The organism is Proteus sp. STS61-E, from assembly GCF_040932335.1.
GTDB classification, from domain to species: Bacteria; Pseudomonadota; Gammaproteobacteria; order Enterobacterales; family Enterobacteriaceae; genus Proteus; species Proteus mirabilis_B.
The window spans coordinates 197,926-215,662 of record NZ_JBFQGE010000004.1 but is presented as its reverse complement, the minus strand read 5'-3'; the positions used below and the strand labels follow the sequence as shown (position 1 = coordinate 215,662).

13 protein-coding genes and 1 riboswitch are annotated in these 17,737 nt (G+C 38.7%); of the genes, 8 read left to right on the top strand and 5 right to left on the bottom strand.

Annotated elements, in window-relative coordinates; genetic code table 11:
• Positions 1-48: 48 nt before the first annotated feature.
• Positions 49-1,470 carry a H(+)/Cl(-) exchange transporter ClcA gene (gene clcA, locus AB4J89_RS11355; protein WP_088494892.1) on the bottom strand — a complete coding sequence of 474 codons (1,422 nt, stop codon included), beginning with the start codon at positions 1,468-1,470 and terminating at the stop codon, positions 49-51.
• A 195-nt stretch (positions 1,471-1,665) separates the two neighbouring features.
• Here clcA and AB4J89_RS11350 point away from each other — a divergent pair, with 195 nt between their 5' ends.
• On the top strand, positions 1,666-3,066 hold the full coding sequence (locus AB4J89_RS11350; RefSeq protein ID WP_088494893.1) for a sodium:alanine symporter family protein: 1,401 nt from the start codon (positions 1,666-1,668) through the stop codon (positions 3,064-3,066).
• A 187-nt stretch (positions 3,067-3,253) separates the two neighbouring features.
• Here the strand turns inward: AB4J89_RS11350 and AB4J89_RS11345 are convergent, their stop codons facing one another.
• The gene (locus AB4J89_RS11345; RefSeq protein ID WP_098942157.1) at positions 3,254-4,735 is read right to left on the bottom strand and encodes an aldehyde dehydrogenase family protein; all 1,482 of its coding nucleotides are present in this window, start codon (positions 4,733-4,735) and stop codon (positions 3,254-3,256) included.
• A 494-nt stretch (positions 4,736-5,229) separates the two neighbouring features.
• Between AB4J89_RS11345 and hcp the strand changes: the two genes are divergently transcribed.
• The 4 genes from hcp to mgtE all read left to right on the top strand — a co-directional run bounded on the left by hcp (position 5,230) and on the right by mgtE (position 10,089).
• Positions 5,230-6,882, top strand: coding sequence for a hydroxylamine reductase (gene hcp / locus AB4J89_RS11340; protein ID WP_088494894.1), 1,653 nt, complete (start codon positions 5,230-5,232; stop codon positions 6,880-6,882).
• Between the two features lie 58 nt (positions 6,883-6,940).
• Entirely contained in the window at positions 6,941-7,945 is a 1,005-nt protein-coding gene (gene hcr / locus AB4J89_RS11335) for an NADH oxidoreductase (RefSeq protein WP_088494895.1), read from the top strand.
• A 271-nt stretch (positions 7,946-8,216) separates the two neighbouring features.
• Positions 8,217-8,552 (top strand): DUF6694 family lipoprotein, encoded by a 336-nt coding sequence (locus AB4J89_RS11330; protein ID WP_368469256.1) that lies wholly within the window; start codon positions 8,217-8,219, stop codon positions 8,550-8,552.
• 215 nt (positions 8,553-8,767) lie between these two features.
• Positions 8,768-8,939: riboswitch (M-box (ykoK) riboswitch) on the top strand.
• A 76-nt stretch (positions 8,940-9,015) separates the two neighbouring features.
• The gene (gene mgtE, locus AB4J89_RS11325; RefSeq protein ID WP_088494897.1) at positions 9,016-10,089 is read left to right on the top strand and encodes a magnesium transporter; all 1,074 of its coding nucleotides are present in this window, start codon (positions 9,016-9,018) and stop codon (positions 10,087-10,089) included.
• 70 nt (positions 10,090-10,159) lie between these two features.
• Here mgtE and AB4J89_RS11320 read toward each other — a convergent pair whose 3' ends face one another.
• A complete protein-coding gene (locus tag AB4J89_RS11320) occupies positions 10,160-10,675 on the bottom strand; it encodes a SprT family zinc-dependent metalloprotease (RefSeq protein ID WP_153050569.1) in 516 nt (171 codons plus the stop codon).
• A gap of 105 nt (positions 10,676-10,780) precedes the next feature.
• Here AB4J89_RS11320 and AB4J89_RS11315 point away from each other — a divergent pair, with 105 nt between their 5' ends.
• From AB4J89_RS11315 to AB4J89_RS11305, 3 genes are read left to right on the top strand one after another with little or no spacing between them, the layout of a single operon-like run.
• Positions 10,781-11,104: a metalloregulator ArsR/SmtB family transcription factor gene (locus tag AB4J89_RS11315; RefSeq protein ID WP_036912417.1), complete on the top strand. Its 324-nt coding sequence runs from the start codon at positions 10,781-10,783 to the stop codon at positions 11,102-11,104.
• 3 nt (positions 11,105-11,107) lie between these two features.
• Entirely contained in the window at positions 11,108-11,548 is a 441-nt protein-coding gene (locus AB4J89_RS11310; protein ID WP_088494899.1) for a YeeE/YedE family protein, read from the top strand.
• A gap of 4 nt (positions 11,549-11,552) precedes the next feature.
• A complete protein-coding gene (locus tag AB4J89_RS11305; protein ID WP_368469253.1) occupies positions 11,553-11,963 on the top strand; it encodes a DUF6691 family protein in 411 nt (136 codons plus the stop codon).
• A gap of 87 nt (positions 11,964-12,050) precedes the next feature.
• Here the strand turns inward: AB4J89_RS11305 and bcsC are convergent, their stop codons facing one another.
• Entirely contained in the window at positions 12,051-15,377 is a 3,327-nt protein-coding gene (gene bcsC, locus AB4J89_RS11300; RefSeq protein WP_368469251.1) for a cellulose synthase complex outer membrane protein BcsC, read from the bottom strand.
• A 3-nt stretch (positions 15,378-15,380) separates the two neighbouring features.
• A complete protein-coding gene (gene bcsB, locus AB4J89_RS11295) occupies positions 15,381-17,702 on the bottom strand; it encodes a cellulose biosynthesis cyclic di-GMP-binding regulatory protein BcsB (protein ID WP_088494902.1) in 2,322 nt (773 codons plus the stop codon).
• Positions 17,703-17,737 lie beyond the last annotated feature (35 nt).

Sequence of the window (17,737 nt, the reverse complement as noted above, 5' to 3'; positions counted from 1 at the left end):
TAAATACCCCAAATAATTGGGGTATTTTTTTGTCTGTTTAAGCGAGTTTTATTGTTGTGGTAATTTATCACTTTTAATGTCATCGGCTTGGTTTGTTTGTTCTTTTGCCTCAGACTTTTGCAATATTCGTTCTAATAAAACCGTATAAATAGGGCGACCACCTAATAGTTGAGCCAACATTGTTGCACCTAAACAGGTAATGATCATCGGTAGGATAAGTTGATAATTATCAGTCATTTCTAATACGAGGACGATCCCGGTTAAAGGTGCTCTTACGGTTGCTGCAAATAAAGCGCCCATTCCTGCAATAGCAAACGTACCAATTTGAATTTGATAATCAGGGAAAAGTAAGGCTGCAGTTAATCCGAAAGCGCTACCGAATAGCGTACCTAATGCCAGAGTGGGGGCGAATATACCGCCAGGAGCACCAGAGGCAAAACTGATAATGGATGTTATAGTTCGTAAAACAAAGAAAAGTAATAGCGCGATAAGAGAATATTGCCCTGTGCTTAATGCTGGAATAATACTAAATCCACCACCGGTTATTTCAGGAATAATTAGTGCTAATAAGCCACAAAGCCCACCGATGATCCCGCCTGTTAAAACGAAACGTGATGTTTTATCTTGATAAAAATGTTGAAACTGAGTTTGAACATAAAAAAGTAATTTACTGAAAATAACGCCAATAATGCCAAATAACATACCCAAAACTAAATACAACCAGAGTGTATTTAGTGGTGCAGATGAAAATTTACCGATATGAATAACACCACCTTCACCATTAAATAGGCGAAAAACAATGCAAGACATAATCACGCCAATAAAGACGGCTTTAATTGAAATAAGGCTGTATTTAAATTGAGGACGCATCTCTTCAATAATAAATAAAATACCAGCCAGAGGGGCATTAAAAGCTGCGGTTAATCCTGCGGCGGCTCCGGTCGCTAATAGAGTATGGCGTGACTCTTTATCTTTTACTCGAGAAATATCATTTACGAGCTGACCAATATTGGCACCTAATTGTACCGTTGGGCCTTCTCGCCCTAATACCATTCCAGAACCTAAAGTCCCAATACTGGCAATAAATTTTACAGGTAATACTCGCCACCAACGAACAGGGCGAATATCTATCATGGCACCTTCAATTTCAGGTATTCCTGAGCCTCCTGATTCGGGTGAAAATTTCTTGACTAAATAGTATCCCAGCATTGCCAGAATAGAGGAAAAAAGTAATGTGCAGATCGCTAGAATATAAGGATTGGTAAAGGTTTTAATAAATTCTTCTTGTCGAAAATGAATCACCCAACTAACGCTTTTTTCAAATAAAACACCCACTAGCCCAGCTAAAGAGCCGACTATAGCGGACAATAACAGGATCTTTAGTGGTGCAAGGTTGGTTTCTTGCGCTTTTCTGAACAGATTAAAACGTCGTTCATTTTGGCTGTTTTGTGCTGGTTTATGATTATGCATAACTTTGATTGAAGTATTGTAACGATGAACCTAATGATAGCGTAATTTAATAATGAAGTGATATTTCTCACATAACTAAGCCAATTTTAGAGTTAGTTGTTTTTTTTTCTAGCATATTTTCGCTTTTTCATCTTTAGTGTAATTGATAACAAAAAATACATATTTAGATAACATTTGGACGAGAAAGGGTAAATTATGGATTTCATCACAAATATATTAAGCGCTATAAATGGCGTGGTATGGGGAGTTCCGATGCTTGTCGGTATTCTCGGTATCGGCCTTTTTATGCAGTTTCGACTTGGCTTTTTACCGATTAGGAAGTTAGGAACAGGATTTAAGCTTTTATTTGAAAAAAATGACAAAAGAGGTGAAGGGCAAATATCGCCATTTAATGCCTTAATGACTGCGCTATCTGCCACCATCGGAACCGGTAATATTGCCGGTGTTGCAACAGCGGTTGTATTAGGTGGTCCTGGTGCATTGTTCTGGATGTGGATGACCGCATTAGTGGGAATGGCAACTAAATATTCAGAAGCCGTACTTGCTGTACGTTTCCGTGAAGTTGATAAATACGGAAACTATGTCGGTGGACCAATGTATTACATCAAAAATGGCTTAGGTAAAAACTGGGTTTGGCTAGGTACTGTTTTTGCTGTCTTTGGTAGTTTTGCGGGATTTGGTATTGGTAATACAGTACAAGCAAACTCTGTCGCTGATGTACTGGAAAGTAACTTTGGTATTTCGACGACAATTACCGCTATTGTGCTCGTTGTTTTAGTTGGTGCTGTACTAATCGGGGGCATTAAGCGTATTGCTGATGTTGCCGGTAAATTAGTTCCTATTATGACCGTCGGCTATTTTGGTGCAGGTATTGTTGTTCTCGCACTGAATGCGACTGCGATCCCAGATGCAATTGTCCTTATCGTTAAATCAGCATTTACACCTGTTGCTGCTCAAGGTGGTTTTGCGGGTGCGGCTGTTTGGGCGGCGATCCGTTTTGGTGTAGCGCGTGGTGTTTTCTCAAATGAAGCTGGATTGGGTAGTGCGCCAATTGCCCATGCGACGGCAAAAACACAAAATCCTGTTCGCCAAGGTTTAATTGCGATGTTGGGGACGTTTATTGATACCATCATCGTCTGCTCTGTTACAGGATTAACCATTGTTATCACAGGGCAATGGCTAACAGGGCAAAGTGGAGCAACATTAACCGCCGCATCGTTCTCTATCGCTATTCCGGGTGGTAACTATATTGTGGCAATTGCATTAGCTATTTTTGCATTTACTACGATTTTAGGCTGGAGTTTTTACGGTGAAAAATGTGTGCAATATCTTTTTGGTCCTAAAGCCATTATGCCATTTAGAGTTGCATGGCTAATTGCGTTACCGGTTGGTGCGACACAATCGTTAGAGTTTGTGTGGTTGTTAGCCGATACACTCAATGCAATGATGGCTATCCCTAACTTAATTGCATTAGCTTTATTAAGCCCTGTTGTTTATCGCTTAACAAGAGATCATATAAAAGATGTTAACGCCGATAATATTGAATTAGATAAAGAAACTCACTCAGTGAGTAAAAAAGAAGCCGAAGCAGAGTAACTCGTTCTTACTTATTGGCTAACAACACAACATAAAACCGCATACTTTATCGCGATAAGTATGCGGTTTTTTTATGGTGATAACTTGAGGTTTGAGAAATTACAGATAATAAAAAGCCTTCTGGGGAGAAGGCGAAGAGATGAGTATAGATATTATATTTATAAGAATTTAGAAAAGAGAGAAAATCTTATTCTTTCATACTGATGAAGATGTTTTTCACTTGGCTATAAGCATCTAACATCATTTTATGTGTTTCACGTCCTAAACCTGATTTCTTGTAACCCCCAAAAGGTGCGTGAGCTGGGAGTTCGTGATAAGTGTTGACCCACATACGGCCGGTTCTTACTGCTTTTGCAACACGTAAGGCACGGTTAATATCTTGAGTCCAAACACCACCACCAAGGCCATATTCAGAGTCATTCGCCATTTCGATCACTTCATCTTCATTATCGAATGGAATAACACACAATACAGGTCCAAAAATTTCTTCTCGGGCAACACGCATTTGGTTTGTTGCATTGATGATGATAGTTGGACGAACAAAGAAGCCGTCATCATAACCTTCACCCGTAATACGCTCACCACCTGTTAAAACAGTTGCACCTTCTTTTTTCGCGAGTTCAACATAGCCTAAGATGGTATCCATTTGATCTTGGCTAACTTGTGTCCCCATTTGTGTATTCGGATCAAGTGGGTCGCCGACACGAATACTCTCAAATTCAGTTTTTAATGCTTTCAAAAATTCATCATGAATATCTTTATGTAAGAACAAACGTGAACCTGATTCACAAGCTTGTCCTTGGTTCATCAATATTGCCAATGCTGAATATTTGACTGCTTTTTTCATATTCGCATCAGGGAACACGATATTGGCTGATTTACCGCCTAATTCCAATGTTGCTGGAACCATTTTTTTCGCCGCTGCTTCTGCTACGGTATAACCCACATTGGTAGAGCCAGTAAACGCAAGTTTATCAATATCTTCGTGCTCTAAAATAGCTTGTCCTACAACAGATCCGCGTCCGGTAACAATATTAATTACACCAGCTGGTAATATTTCATTTAAAATACGACCTAGCTCTAATAATGAAAGGGAAGTCAGTGTTGCTGGATTAATCACCACGGTGTCACCCGCCGCAATCGCTGGTGCCAATTTCCATGCTGCCATTAATAATGGGAAGTTCCACGGAATAATTTGACCCACTACCCCAATAGGTTCGCGAATAACAAGGCTAATGGTATTTTCGTCTAGGACGGCACTTTCATCGGTATGAGAGCGTATCACGCCTGCAAAATATCGAAAATGGTCAATAGAGGCAGGTAAATCTATGTTTTTCGACTCATTGAGTGGCTTACCATTATCTAATGACTCAATCCAAGCAAAGCGTTCTTGTTCTTGCTCTAAGCGATCCGCGATTTTTAATAAGAGGGCTTGACGCTCAGCAGGTGACGTTTTACTCCATGTTTTGAATGCGTTACGTGCAGCACTGACTGCGCGTTCAACATCTTCAGCACTACCCGATTGGTATTCACTTAATAATTCACCCGTAGCTGGGCTATAAGTTTTCGTTGTTTTTTGCGATGTGCTAGATACCCATTCTCCTCCAATTAGCATTTTATAGCTTTCTAAAGGACGAAATTCTGATGGAACATTATTTAATTTAATCATTTTTAATCTCCAATGTAGGGATGAGCATCATTCAAATGTGTAGTTTCATTTCGTAATACTCGTGCTAATAACATATCTCAATTGAAATAATTTGATTAGCTATTGATGCAATAGGTGATATTAACTATAAAAAATAGTAATGAATATTACTGACTTAACAAAAATGGATAAACTTAATCGTTTCATCTCTCAGTATTTATATGATTAAACAAAAAATAACCGTCAAAAATCCTTAAACATTCCTTCTTATTTAGTCATCATCGGCACAATGCAATAGCGCTCTCTTTTTTGGGAAAATTATTTTGAGGCTTAAGCAAAATCAAAGGATAAAAAAAAGGATATTAAATAAAATGCTAGAAATTGCGTTAGATCAAACAACATTTAAATTGTTCAATATTGCACTTTCGCTCTTATAAAAATGGCGTATTCTTATGTTGCATCTGGAATGCAACTTATAAAAATAAAGCGTTATCTTTTATTAGAAGGAATACGATATGTATTGTGTGCAATGTGAACAAACAATGAAAACGCCTGTAGGTAATGGTTGTGCCTATGCGCAAGGTATGTGTGGTAAAACAGCAGAAACTTCAGATCTTCAAGATTTACTCGTTGCAGTATTAGAAGGGCTTTCAGCGTGGGCTTTAGCGGCGCGTAGTGTTGGTATTATTGATCATGATGTAGATAGCTTTGCTCCTCGTGCTTTTTTCTCTACGTTAACCAACGTCAACTTTGATTCTGATCGCATTGTCGGTTATGCGAAAGAAGCTATCTATTTCCGTGAAAGTTTGAAATCTCGTACTTTAGCGAAAAATGCAGCAATTCAAGTGACTAACCCAAGAGCTGAAATTCAATTAGCGGGTAGCGATTTAGACAGCTTACAAAAACAAGCTCAACTTTTTGCTTTAAATGCAGATAAAGCGCAAATCGGTGATGATCTTCATGGATTACGTATGCTGTGCCTGTATGGCTTAAAAGGGGCTGCGGCTTATATGGAGCACGCGCATGTTTTAGGTCAGTATGACAATGAAATTTACGCAGAATATCACCGTTATATGGCGTGGTTAGGTACTGATCCTTCTGATATGAATGAGCTGTTAGAAAATGCGATGGGCATTGGTCAAATGAACTTCCGCATTATGGCTATTCTTGATAAAGGCGAAACTCAAGCTTACGGTAATCCAACACCAGTTACTGTTAACGTTCGCCCTGTTGCAGGTAAAGCTATTTTAATTTCAGGTCATGACCTGAAAGATCTACAAATGCTTCTTGAGCAAACTGAAGGTAAAGGGATCAACATTTATACTCATGGTGAAATGTTACCTGCCCATGGTTATCCAGAACTTAAAAAATACAAACACTTAGTGGGTAACTACGGTAGTGGTTGGCAGAATCAGCAAATTGAGTTTGCAAAATTCCCAGGCCCTGTACTAATGACTTCAAACTGTATTATTGATCCGAATGTAGGTAATTACGGTGACCGTATTTGGACTCGTAGTATTGTTGGTTGGCCGGGCGTAAAACATATTACTGGTGATAACTTCTCTGAAATGATTGAACAAGCACAATCATTAGAAGGCTTCCCATACAATGAAATTGAGCATTTAATTACAGTTGGTTTCGGTCGTGAAACACTATTAAATGCTGCTGATACTGTGATTGATTTAGTCTCACAGAAAAAATTACGCCATGTTTTCTTAGTGGGGGGTTGTGATGGTAGTCGTGGTGAACGTAGTTACTACACCGATCTTGCAAGAGAAATTCCACAAGATTGCTTAATTATGACTTTGGCGTGTGGTAAATACCGTTTCAATAAACTGGATTTCGGTACTTTAGAAGGCTTACCACGCTTACTTGATGTGGGTCAGTGTAACGATGCTTACTCAGCGATTATGCTAGCCGTTAACCTTGCCGAGAAATTAGGTTGTGGTGTGAATGACTTACCACTGTCTTTAATTCTCTCTTGGTTCGAGCAAAAAGCGATTGTTATCTTATTGACTCTGCTTTCATTAGGCGTGAAAAACATTTATACCGGCCCAACAGCACCCGCGTTCTTAACTGACAATCTGCTGGCGGTACTAAATGAGAAATTTGGTATGCGCTCTATTACTACACCAGAACAAGATCTTAAAGATATTCTTTCTGCTTAATGTTTTAAATTCATTATCATTACCGAAGCCTACGGGCTTCGGTGAAGGATCAATATCCATGACGATGCCTACTTCTCTTTGTCCTAATCGTATGCAAGTTCACTCTATTCATCAGGAAACACCTGAAGTGTGGACTCTAAATTTAATTAATCATGACTTTTATTCTTATAAACCGGGTCAGTTTGCACTGGTGAGTATCAATAATAGTGATGAAACAATGCGCGCTTATACCATTTCATCTTCTCCGGGGTTAAGTCCATTTATCACTTTAACCGTTCGTCGTTTAGAAAATGGCGTGGGTTCAGGCTGGTTAACATCACAAGTAAAACCGGGTGATTATCTTTGGTTATCTGATGCTCAGGGTGAATTTACTTGTGCTGGTAAAGAAGGTGCGCGCTATTTAATGTTGGCGGCAGGATGCGGTGTTACACCCGTTATGTCGATGACACGTTGGTTGTTAAACAATCAACCTAAAGCGGATATTACGGTTATTTTTAATATTCGTGAGCAAAGCCAGTTTATTTTTGAGAAAGAGTGGATCGAATTAGCAAATGCATATCCATACAATCTTAATTTTATCATGATGCCAAAATTGCCTGATAATAAAGGGTTATTTAGTGGACGTATTTCTCAAGAAAAATTAGCTGCATTAGTCCCTGATATTGCGAGTCGTACTGTCATGTGTTGTGGCCCAAATAGTTATATGGAAGACACAGGACGTTTTGCAAGAAATCTTGGCGTACCTGCTGAGAATATCTTTATGGAACGTTTTGGTGATGAGCCTGTTTGTGTTGATGAAAACGAACAATTAACCATGACTATTCGCCATCCATTATCACAAATTAAAGTTCCTGTTGGTGTAACTTTATTATCAGCAATGGAAGAAAATAAAATTCCTGTCTTTGCAGCTTGTCGTGCAGGAGTTTGTGGTAGTTGTAAAACTCGCATTGCGAGTGGTGATTATGATGTCAGTAGTACCAGCACATTAACGGCTGAAGAGATAGCTCAAGGTTATGTCTTAGCATGTAGTTGTCGTTTAAAAGGAGATGTTGAGCTCGCTTAACATCTTTTTATTAAGTATTTCCTTCTATTTTCCTGTTTTTCTTACCCTGTTAATTTATTAACAGGGTTTTTTATGCCTATTCCTCCCATTAAAAAAACGAATAATCTGGAAAATGCTTCCCTTTATTTTAAATTAAAGACAGCTTTTATTTATTCAGAATAATAAAAGTATTGGAAATGATGACTCATTAAAAATATATTTTAGTTAGTGGGGAGTTTCCTTATAAACATTCTGCTATTATTTAAATTATTGACTGGGTAAGGGGGGGTATATGAAAAAATTGTTAGTTATTTGTTTCTTTAGTGTCATGTTATCTGGCTGTGAAAAACCTCAACAAACCCTTGATGGCTCTAATGTAGAGTCACTACGTATCTCAATTGTTGAAATGCGTAATTCTCTCCCTCTTGATGAACAATCGCGTTTTGATGAAGCAATAGAATTAGCTATTCTGAATGATATTAATTTTAACGATTTAGTTATCGCTGGGCGTCATAAAAATGCGGATATTATCACTCGTAAAATGTGCCAATCATTAGATGGTAAAACGGTAAAAGAGATATTTTTGCAAGCAGAAGAAATAAGAGTACAAAAATTAGCATTTAAATAATCAATTAATAAACAGATTTCTTCTTAACTATACGATTTTAACTTTCGTAGGAAAGCCTCATTTCTTTTTTATATATTAGTTTCGAATGGAATTGTATTATTTAATTGTATGATGAATGTGATGGCTATTTTTCAATAGAACTTAAACAAAATCGTTATCGTGCTTTTCATTATATTGTGAGTGGTTATAATGCGCGCCGCATTCGCAAGAAAAGTGCAGTATCTCGTTAGGCGAGGCTCCTATACAAACACAGGTTACTGATCTGACGACGTCGAGAGACGCCCAAGATTAGGACAGGATATATCGACCGAAGGTATATCCCCATGTAACTTCCAGTATTCATCGGATACGTTGTATAGTGCTAAAACCGAGACGTGTAGATAGCTTTTGCATTCTCGCTTCTGGTTTCGCCCCTATGGAGAACTGATTTGCTAAACACAAACAGTAATAGGGAACCACAAAAATGAAATTCAATACTCAAAACAAAATGGATGCTGTATTAGTTGCAGATGCATCCTTAAACACACCTCAAAACAACTCAACTCAAGACCAATACAATCGTTTAAAAGATGATGCAACGGTTAGCGCTTATATGAGCCAGTCTTATATTGCTGTTTCTGTCGCTGATTCTGTTGAAAATGTGAAAGCTCAATTAGTTAATGATTTAAAAGATGAATTAATTCCAACCTATTTATATGTGGTGGATAAAGATAATTATCTAAATGGGATTTTGCCCGTTAAATCATTATTAACAGCTGCGAATGATCTGTTTGTCTCTGATGTGATGCGTCAAACCTTCTTTTCTGTCTCACCAGAACAAAATCGACATGATGTTTATCAACTGATTAGCCATAGCGGTTTAGACAGCGTACCAGTGATGCATTTTGGAAAATTAGTCGGTGTTTTACGTCCTCAAGATATTGCTGAATTAATTGAAGATGAAAATACACTGGATGCACAAATGCAGGGTGCAACTTCACCTTTAGAGCAGCCTTATTTAGAAACCAGTCCGGTGACATTATGGCGTAAACGTGTTGTGTGGTTATTGATGCTGTTTGTGGCAGAAGCGTATACCAGTACGGTATTACATGCTTTTGAAGACAGATTAGAAGCTGCAATTTCATTAGCTTTCTTTATTCCATTGCTAATTGGTACAGGCGGAAATAGTGGTACACAGATCACCTCAACATTAGTACGTGCTATGGCATTAGGGGAAGTGAGCTTACGTAATGTTTGGTCTGTATTAAGAAAAGAGATAACCACATCCATAATGGTCGCACTGACTATGGGTATTGCCGGTTTTGTGCGTGCTTGGTTCTTAGGTGTGGGTATGGAAGTAATGATTGTTGTTGGCTTAACGCTCGTTTCAATCACTGTTTGGAGTGCGATAGTTTCGTCTGTTATTCCAATGGTATTAAAGCGCTTAGGTATCGATCCTGCGGTTGTTTCAGCACCGTTTATCGCGACTTTAATTGATGGTACAGGTCTTATTATTTACTTTGAAATCGCATCTCATGTGATGAGCGAGTTTGCTTAAGACAATCCCATATATTTATTCTCAAGATAAAGCCGATGTGACTCAATCAACACATCGGCTTTATTTTTATCTACACGAGTTCGCGTTCAATAAATTGTAAAATCGCCTGACAGTGGCGACAACGGTATTGTGTTTCTCCGCGTAATACTTTGTTATGACGGCGAATAGTGAGCTGGTGTTTCTCTTCACAATGGCAAGCATAAGGAAAGGTCTTAGCTTTAACGGCGCTGACATCAAAATGATGAGTACGTTTAGCTGAAACTTGTAATACTGTTTCCATCATCCATTTCCACTCTTTCCCATGAGGCGCTACACGACCAAAATGGCGATTAACTAATAAATGAGCTAATTCATGAGGAATAACTTCTTCAATAAAATTCTGTTTATTTTCAATCAATAATGTAGGATTAATACGGATTTCCCAATTTGCATAATAGGCACTGCCTGCAATAGTTCCTCTCTGATTATAATGTAGAGTAGGTTCTGGGTAATTTGTATTAAGATAAAGATTAGCCTGCTGCAATTTTTCACGCAGTGTTCGCATAACGCTTTGCACTAAGGCGATGGGGACTCTTACCGTTTTCATGTTACAGAGCATATAGCGCCTTATACAAACACGCAATAAAAAGAAAACTTGCACAATATATAAATTAACATATTATTAAAAAGTATATTGATTATGGAGTTTACCATGACACAACGAGTTCAACCTGATTTATTAGATGCAATGAAATTGGCGGCTAATGAAGCGTCTAGTATGCTTAAGACGCTAGGAAATGGCGATCGCCTCTTATTATTGTGTCAGCTAAGTCAGGGCGAAAAAAGTGTGAGTGAATTAGAAGAGAGTTTAGGTATTCGTCAACCGACACTTTCTCAACAGCTAACCGTTTTGCGTAATGAAGGGTTAGTGAATACTCGTCGTGATGGAAAACGTATCTTTTATTCTATTGCTGATGAAAAAGTTCTTGTGCTACTCAATACGCTTTATCAGCTTTATTGCCCGATAGCAGGTTAATTTATGAATATAGATTGGGTTCACTTTACGCCTTTAAGTGCGGCAATTGGTGGGCTTATGATAGGTGCAGCTGCCGCCATTCTACTGTTATTTAATGGTCGCATTGCAGGAATAAGCGGTATTTTAGGTGGTGTGTTATCAACAAAACAGCAGGGAAATGGTTGGCGTTGGGCATTTTTACTTGGCATGCTAATCGCACCTACACTGTTTTATTTTTTTGATAAACCTTTGTCACCTGTGATTGAAACGTCACCTTGGATGCTAATTATTGCTGGGGTGCTGGTGGGAGCAGGCACTCGTTTAGGTAATGGTTGCACTAGCGGTCATGGCATTTGTGGGTTAGCACGATTATCTCGTCGCTCGATGGTGGCAGTTATAGTCTTTATGGTGACTGCATTTATTACCGTTTATATTCAGCGCCACGTAATAGGAATAGGAGGCTAAGAAAATGACCAAATTTGTTGCTTTTCTTTGCGGTCTTCTATTCAGTTCAGGATTGATTGTTGGTGGAATGAGCAATCCGCAAAAAATTCTAGGTTTTCTGGATATTACGGGAAACTGGGACCCTTCTTTATTGATAATTATGGGTGCAGGATTAGTTGTTAGTGTGATGGGTTACCAATTAACACGCCGTAGACAACAAAGTATTTTAGCGTGCCCTTTAAATATTCCGACCAATAAAGTGATTGATAAACCACTTGTGTTGGGTAGTGTATTATTCGGTCTTGGTTGGGGATTAGCTGGAATTTGTCCGGGTCCTGGTTTGGTATTAGCAGGTGCTGGGTTTTATCAAGGTATTTTATTTGTTCTTGCCATGATTGTGGGTTGGTTGCTCGTTGGGCTTTTTCGTAAAGCGTAATAATGGCAACTTACTATCGCAATTTTAGGCGAAAATGTTAAACGGGAAGCCAGTGCTTCCCGTTTGTGTATTTAATACATTTGAATGTTATTTAAAATCTGCATAAGGAATAAGAGGATTTGGTGGTAAATCTAAATCACCATTCCAACCATCAAAGGAATAGCGTAAGTACATTAATGCATGGCTTGGGGTATAGTTTTTTGCTTGTTGAATATCAATAGCTGCACCAATAAACCAATGCGGTGTAATTCGATGTTCAACTAATGCTCTTGCGGTATAACCAAAACCATTGCTGGAGTCTCCTTCATCAACAGCGTCACGCTCTTGATAATAAAGTCTCATCATCTCTTCTCGATCTTCAGGGCTAAGCCCATTCATATAGCGATTGAATTTATCGGGAGAAATGAGATTTTGTAAAGGATAGCGCTTTCTGTCATCTGTTTGAGAGTAAGACCAAGAAAGAGAGCCTGATAATTCCCAAGACCAATTTTCAGTGCGTTCACGATAATTAATTGGGATACCTAAAGAGATATATTTTTGAGGACTATAATAACCACCTTGACCTAAAGTGTATCCGCTTAAGTCTTTATCATAATGCCAAAGCATTGTGCTTAACCCGACAGAAACGCGGCGATTGTTCTCATTGATAAGTTTATAATAATAGCCACCCATTCCTCGAACACTGCTATTATCTTCAACGTTTTTACCTGTCAGTTTATCAACAGAAACTTCGCCCCAATAACCGTCTTTTCCGCCTAAGTCATAGCTTCCACTTAAACGAATGCCAGTTCTTCTCACTCCGCCCCATGTTTGGTTAGTCCAAATATCTCGTTGACCAGCAAAAGCCAGTTGCGAGCTATTAACTGGACGACGGTGAACATCAAGTGTCCAGCCCACATTAAAAAGATCATAATTATAGGCGATTTTACCAACCCAATCAGCTACCTCGAAACCCAGTGGTGTTGTACCAAGATCCCATTGCCATTGGCCATTTTCCCAGCCAATAGCAGGGCTAACACCAAAGGATTTTTGCTCTAGCGGGAAACAACCAGTGCGATAGCAAGTCCCAAATTTAGAGTCATAAGGTGAAGTACCTAATTTGCCGCTGCTGAGATTAACTAAATCTGCCCGCCAAAAGAAACGACCATCATAAACAGGGTGATCGAGTTGTAACATTGTGGTGTGAGCGCGCAGTTTCGAATAGCCTTCGCTACCACTAGAGCCCCAATAATCATGTTCAAGAGTAAAGCGCCACTCTTGTTGACGATAAAGAGAGTGAGCATCAGCTCGTAAGCTTCGAGATAGCCAGTTATCTTTTTCGTCATTACGCATTAATGTGGTGTACTCAATATTATCTTTGGGCAACCTATCTGTTATTCCATCCTTGATCATCGCTTGTTGGTAATAATAGTGAGCTTGTTGACGATGTTGCCCATCACGTTGAAAACGAGCAATATCGCGTAATACTAAAGCATCAGCACTGTCCGGCTCTGTTTCAATTTGTTGTGCCAAGTAAGCAAAATAGTGTTGTGCTTTTTCTGTATTCCCCACCTCTTTTTCTGCATTGGCAACACGTCTAATAGAGTTGCTATTAAACTGGTTGGGTGAAAGTGTTTCTATTTTCGCAAGATAGTATTTTGCCTGTACTTGTTGCCTTTGTTCCAAGGCAATATCTGTTGCGCCTAATAATGCCGTTTCATTGTTAGGCTCTAGATTTAAAGCGGTATGGTAATAACTTAAGGCTTGTTCAAGATTATTTCGCTCTTGAGCCCAGTCCGCTAATAGTAAATAAGTCTGAATTTTTTGCTCTGGCGGAATATGAGCAAAAAGGTAATCAACAGCCTGTTGTTCTTGTCCTTTTGCGCGTAGAGACTCTGCGTGCGCTAATATTTCACCAAAACGTAATCGACTATCTAACGCTTTCATACTCTCGCTACGCTGAGACAAAGGAATTGTTTTTAGCGTATCAAGTGCTTGAGTTTCTCGTCCTGTTTTATTGAGATATAGCGCATAGGCGTAAAGACGAGATGGATCATTAGGGAGACGGTGATTTAGTTGATTAAAATACTCTTCAGCTTCAGAGTCTCGTTGAGTTATTAATAAATCATCAGTAAGGCGATAAATATTCCAAACATCATTAGGATAATCTTTAGCAATTGCTTTACGTTTTTCAATCGCACTAAGGTATTGCTCTTGATGCTCATCATCAGCGGCTAAATCTTGTCTTATACCAGAGATAATATAGCTATAATCTTCTGCCAAATTTTTATATTGTCTTGGCGTCAATCCATTAATAAATTGTTGTGCTTTATCATGTGACTGTTGGCGATAAAGTTTTGCTAGGCTATGCAAAGTCGCAGGGTGATTAGGTTGATATTTTAAGGCTTGTAAATAATGGTTTTCAGCAACATCCCACTCGCGCTGTGCAACGGCAATATTACCTAAACCAATATAAGGCTCGCTTTCATAAGGGCTTAACTTATTGAGTTGGTTAAAATATCGTTCAGCTAATTCATAATCTTGTTTTAAGAGCGCTTCATCACCTTTTGAAAGCAGATGCCAATATTGATTAGCCTGCAACATGGATCGCCATTGACCGCTATTATCATGATTAGGTGATAATTTCAGCGCTTGTGAAAGATAATAAATAGCTGCACCACGTTGATTTGCGCGAGAATAACGCACACCCAAAGCACCTACAACATCTGCATTATCAGGTTGTTGTCGTGCTTTTTGTTTTAAGGTCGCAATAGGCAATGAGGCAACATCTGTTTTAGATTTTACAGTGGAAGTCGTACTGGTTGTGCTTGTGGTAACCGCTGATTTTATTGCGGATTGTTGCTGGTAGAGACTCGCTATTTTCTCATTCTGAGAATATTGGCGATAAATATGATTCAGTCTATCTACCTTATCATCATGAGAAGATTGCATAAGCACTTGAATATATTCCAGTGCTAAAGTCTCATCCGGTGGCATTCCTCGATAAATTTCATCGTATAAATTTAGTGCATCATCATAGCGCCCAGCTGTACGGTAAAGCTGAGCTCGCTGTAATTTTTGCCGATTAACATCCGTTGTCAGTGATAAGGTTTTTATTGCACGTTGATATTGCTCTGATTGAGGAAACTGAGTACCTAATTGAGTAAATAACAGTTGTGCTTTTGCGTTGTCCTTCTGTTTTACAGCAAACTGAATTTGCATTAATAAGATATTAGGATCATTGGGTTTAATTAACGCTAAACGATGCAACGATTGAGCCACTAAAGCTTCATTTCCCGTGGATGTTCCTAATCTCACTTGCTCTTGTAAAAAGGCTTCCGTTGTCTCTTCGCTGGCTTGCGTGACAGGCAAAATGCCTGTCAGCAAAAAGAGAGCAATAACAGAGTGGCGATGTGTGTGACCAAATTGCCACATAGCTTAATCCTTAGCCGCTAAACGACGTTGGCTTCTTATTTTCATTGCTCGCCAAATAAGAAGAGAGACAAGAATAATGCCGATAATTGCCGCTAAACCAAGCCATATAGGGTGAGATGCAAACACATACCAAACTTCTTCCCACCAAGGTAAATAACCGACGAAATAAGTGTCACCTACACGTAAGCTATTTACGCCAGATTCTCTGACTAATACCACTGAACCATGCATAGCATCACGTTTACCGCTATCACTGATTGCCTCATTTAACAGTTTGTAACCTTGTGTACTATCGGCTAATAGTGCGATAACGCTACGTTGTGAAAAGAATGGAGATTGGAAACCAATAATTGCCCCCATTGATCCTTTAGACGTCAGGGAGATACGGCTATCAGGGCGTTTATCAGTCGGTTGATAACTTGTGTGGCTAAAGATACTGATCTCACGAGAAGGCAGAGTGATTTCACTACGTGCTTTATCAATCAGTACATTCATCTGTTTATCATTATTTAATGCAGGTGGAATGGTGCCGATAAGCAGCAGATCCGCATCTCTTTTTTGTACTTCTTCTAATGAATCAGTTAATGAAACATTCAGTGCAGGATAACCTGTTTGAGCACCGATATTCCCCGTTGAAATTAATAGGGTAGATAACTGCGTTGGAGACGGTTGTTTATTAACAAAAATCAGGGTTTCAGACAGATCCGCATAACGGCTAAATGGGAAACCAGCATGGCTGTAAACCCGTAAGTCAGGCAGTGCAATATAGTGTCGATAATCACCAGTGAAATTAAAACTAGATAAATCATCAATTGCCACTGCATTTGGAACTGGTTGATAAGTAATGCATTGATCTAGTGAACCACCCGGAATTGGGTTGGTGTAATCAAAGGCAAATGTAATTTGGTTACGTTCACCCAGTTTTACAGCGGGAATATTCAATAAATTCTTATGCTCAATCCAGCCTTGAATAAGCGGTAAATAAGCGATAACAAGATTATCTTTTTTATCTTTCTCAAGAGGATAAGCTTTAATGAAATGGTCGTTTACTGAGATAGACATACGAGAGTCATCTTGAAATGCAGGTGCGGTATAGCGATAACGCAATTGCATTTGTAATCCCGTATTATTAAACATAAAGAGATCAGGCGGTAACGTCATATTCAACGTAATAGGATTCGGTTTTAATCCGCGAGATTGCAACTGGCCTTCATAGTCTTGTAACGTATTAAAATAGATAGGTTTATTCAGCTGTACCCATTTTGGCGCATCATAAGGCTCTCGAGGGATCAATTTTTCTACTTCATTAATTGTAACGACATTTCCTCTAAAAATAACTTGTCCACGGGCTATTCCGTTTACGGCAGTGATCAAATCATTATCATCACGTCCCATAATAAGAAGTAATTTAATATAAGGATTAGTTGGATGTGTCAGCATTTCGATAGTGGGTGCTTTAACATCAGGATGTTGTTTTAAAAATGCCGGTTTTTGTTTATTAGTTGCAAAAACAATACTGTGTTGATTTGGCAACGCATCATAATAAACAGGATAATTTTGCTTACGCCAATCAACTTGAGTACCAAACCAAGAAGAGAGTATGGCAGCTGCCTTTTGTTGGACTAAATTAGGTGACTGACCGAAAACCATCGGCAGTGTTAATTCGCCAAAATCACGACTGTCAAAAAATGGCTCTGGGAAGTGCGCTAATTCATTACCTAAACGGAGTGATTGAAAGGTTAAATTCAACTGACTGCTTTTACTCACATCAAGCCAGAGTGTGGTATTTGCTTGGTTTTCACAAATTTCACGATAATGGCCAATAAAAGAGAGTTTTATATGGTTAAAATCTTGAATAAATAAAGGATCAATTGGTATTGTAATTTGGTTTTTCTTACCTAAATCTTCCTGTTTTAAGGTAATAACTCCCATTAATTCATCATTTAAATAGACATTAAGATGAGATTCCACAGGAAGGAGTGATGGAGACGGTGTAAATTCTAAATCGAGAGTCGCTTTTGAAATATATTCATCACTACGTACACCAAATTCTAAATAGCCGTCAGGGCTAACACCGGTTAAATGAATAGCGCCATAACTAGGTGCTGTCTCTGAAAATCTTAATATTTTCTGGCGAGCTGAAGGTGTGATATCAGCAGAAGGCAGTTGTGCATTTACAGGCACTGCTTGAGAAACAACTTCAGGAGCCGCTTCAGTTATTGTAACAGGTGGCGCTGAAATATTGGTTTGCGCTTCTTGCGTTTCATCTCCATGAACTGAAGAAGTGAGCATAAATAAGGCAAATATGAGAAAACGTTTTTTCATTATTGTTACCCATGATCTTATTGTTTATTAATAAA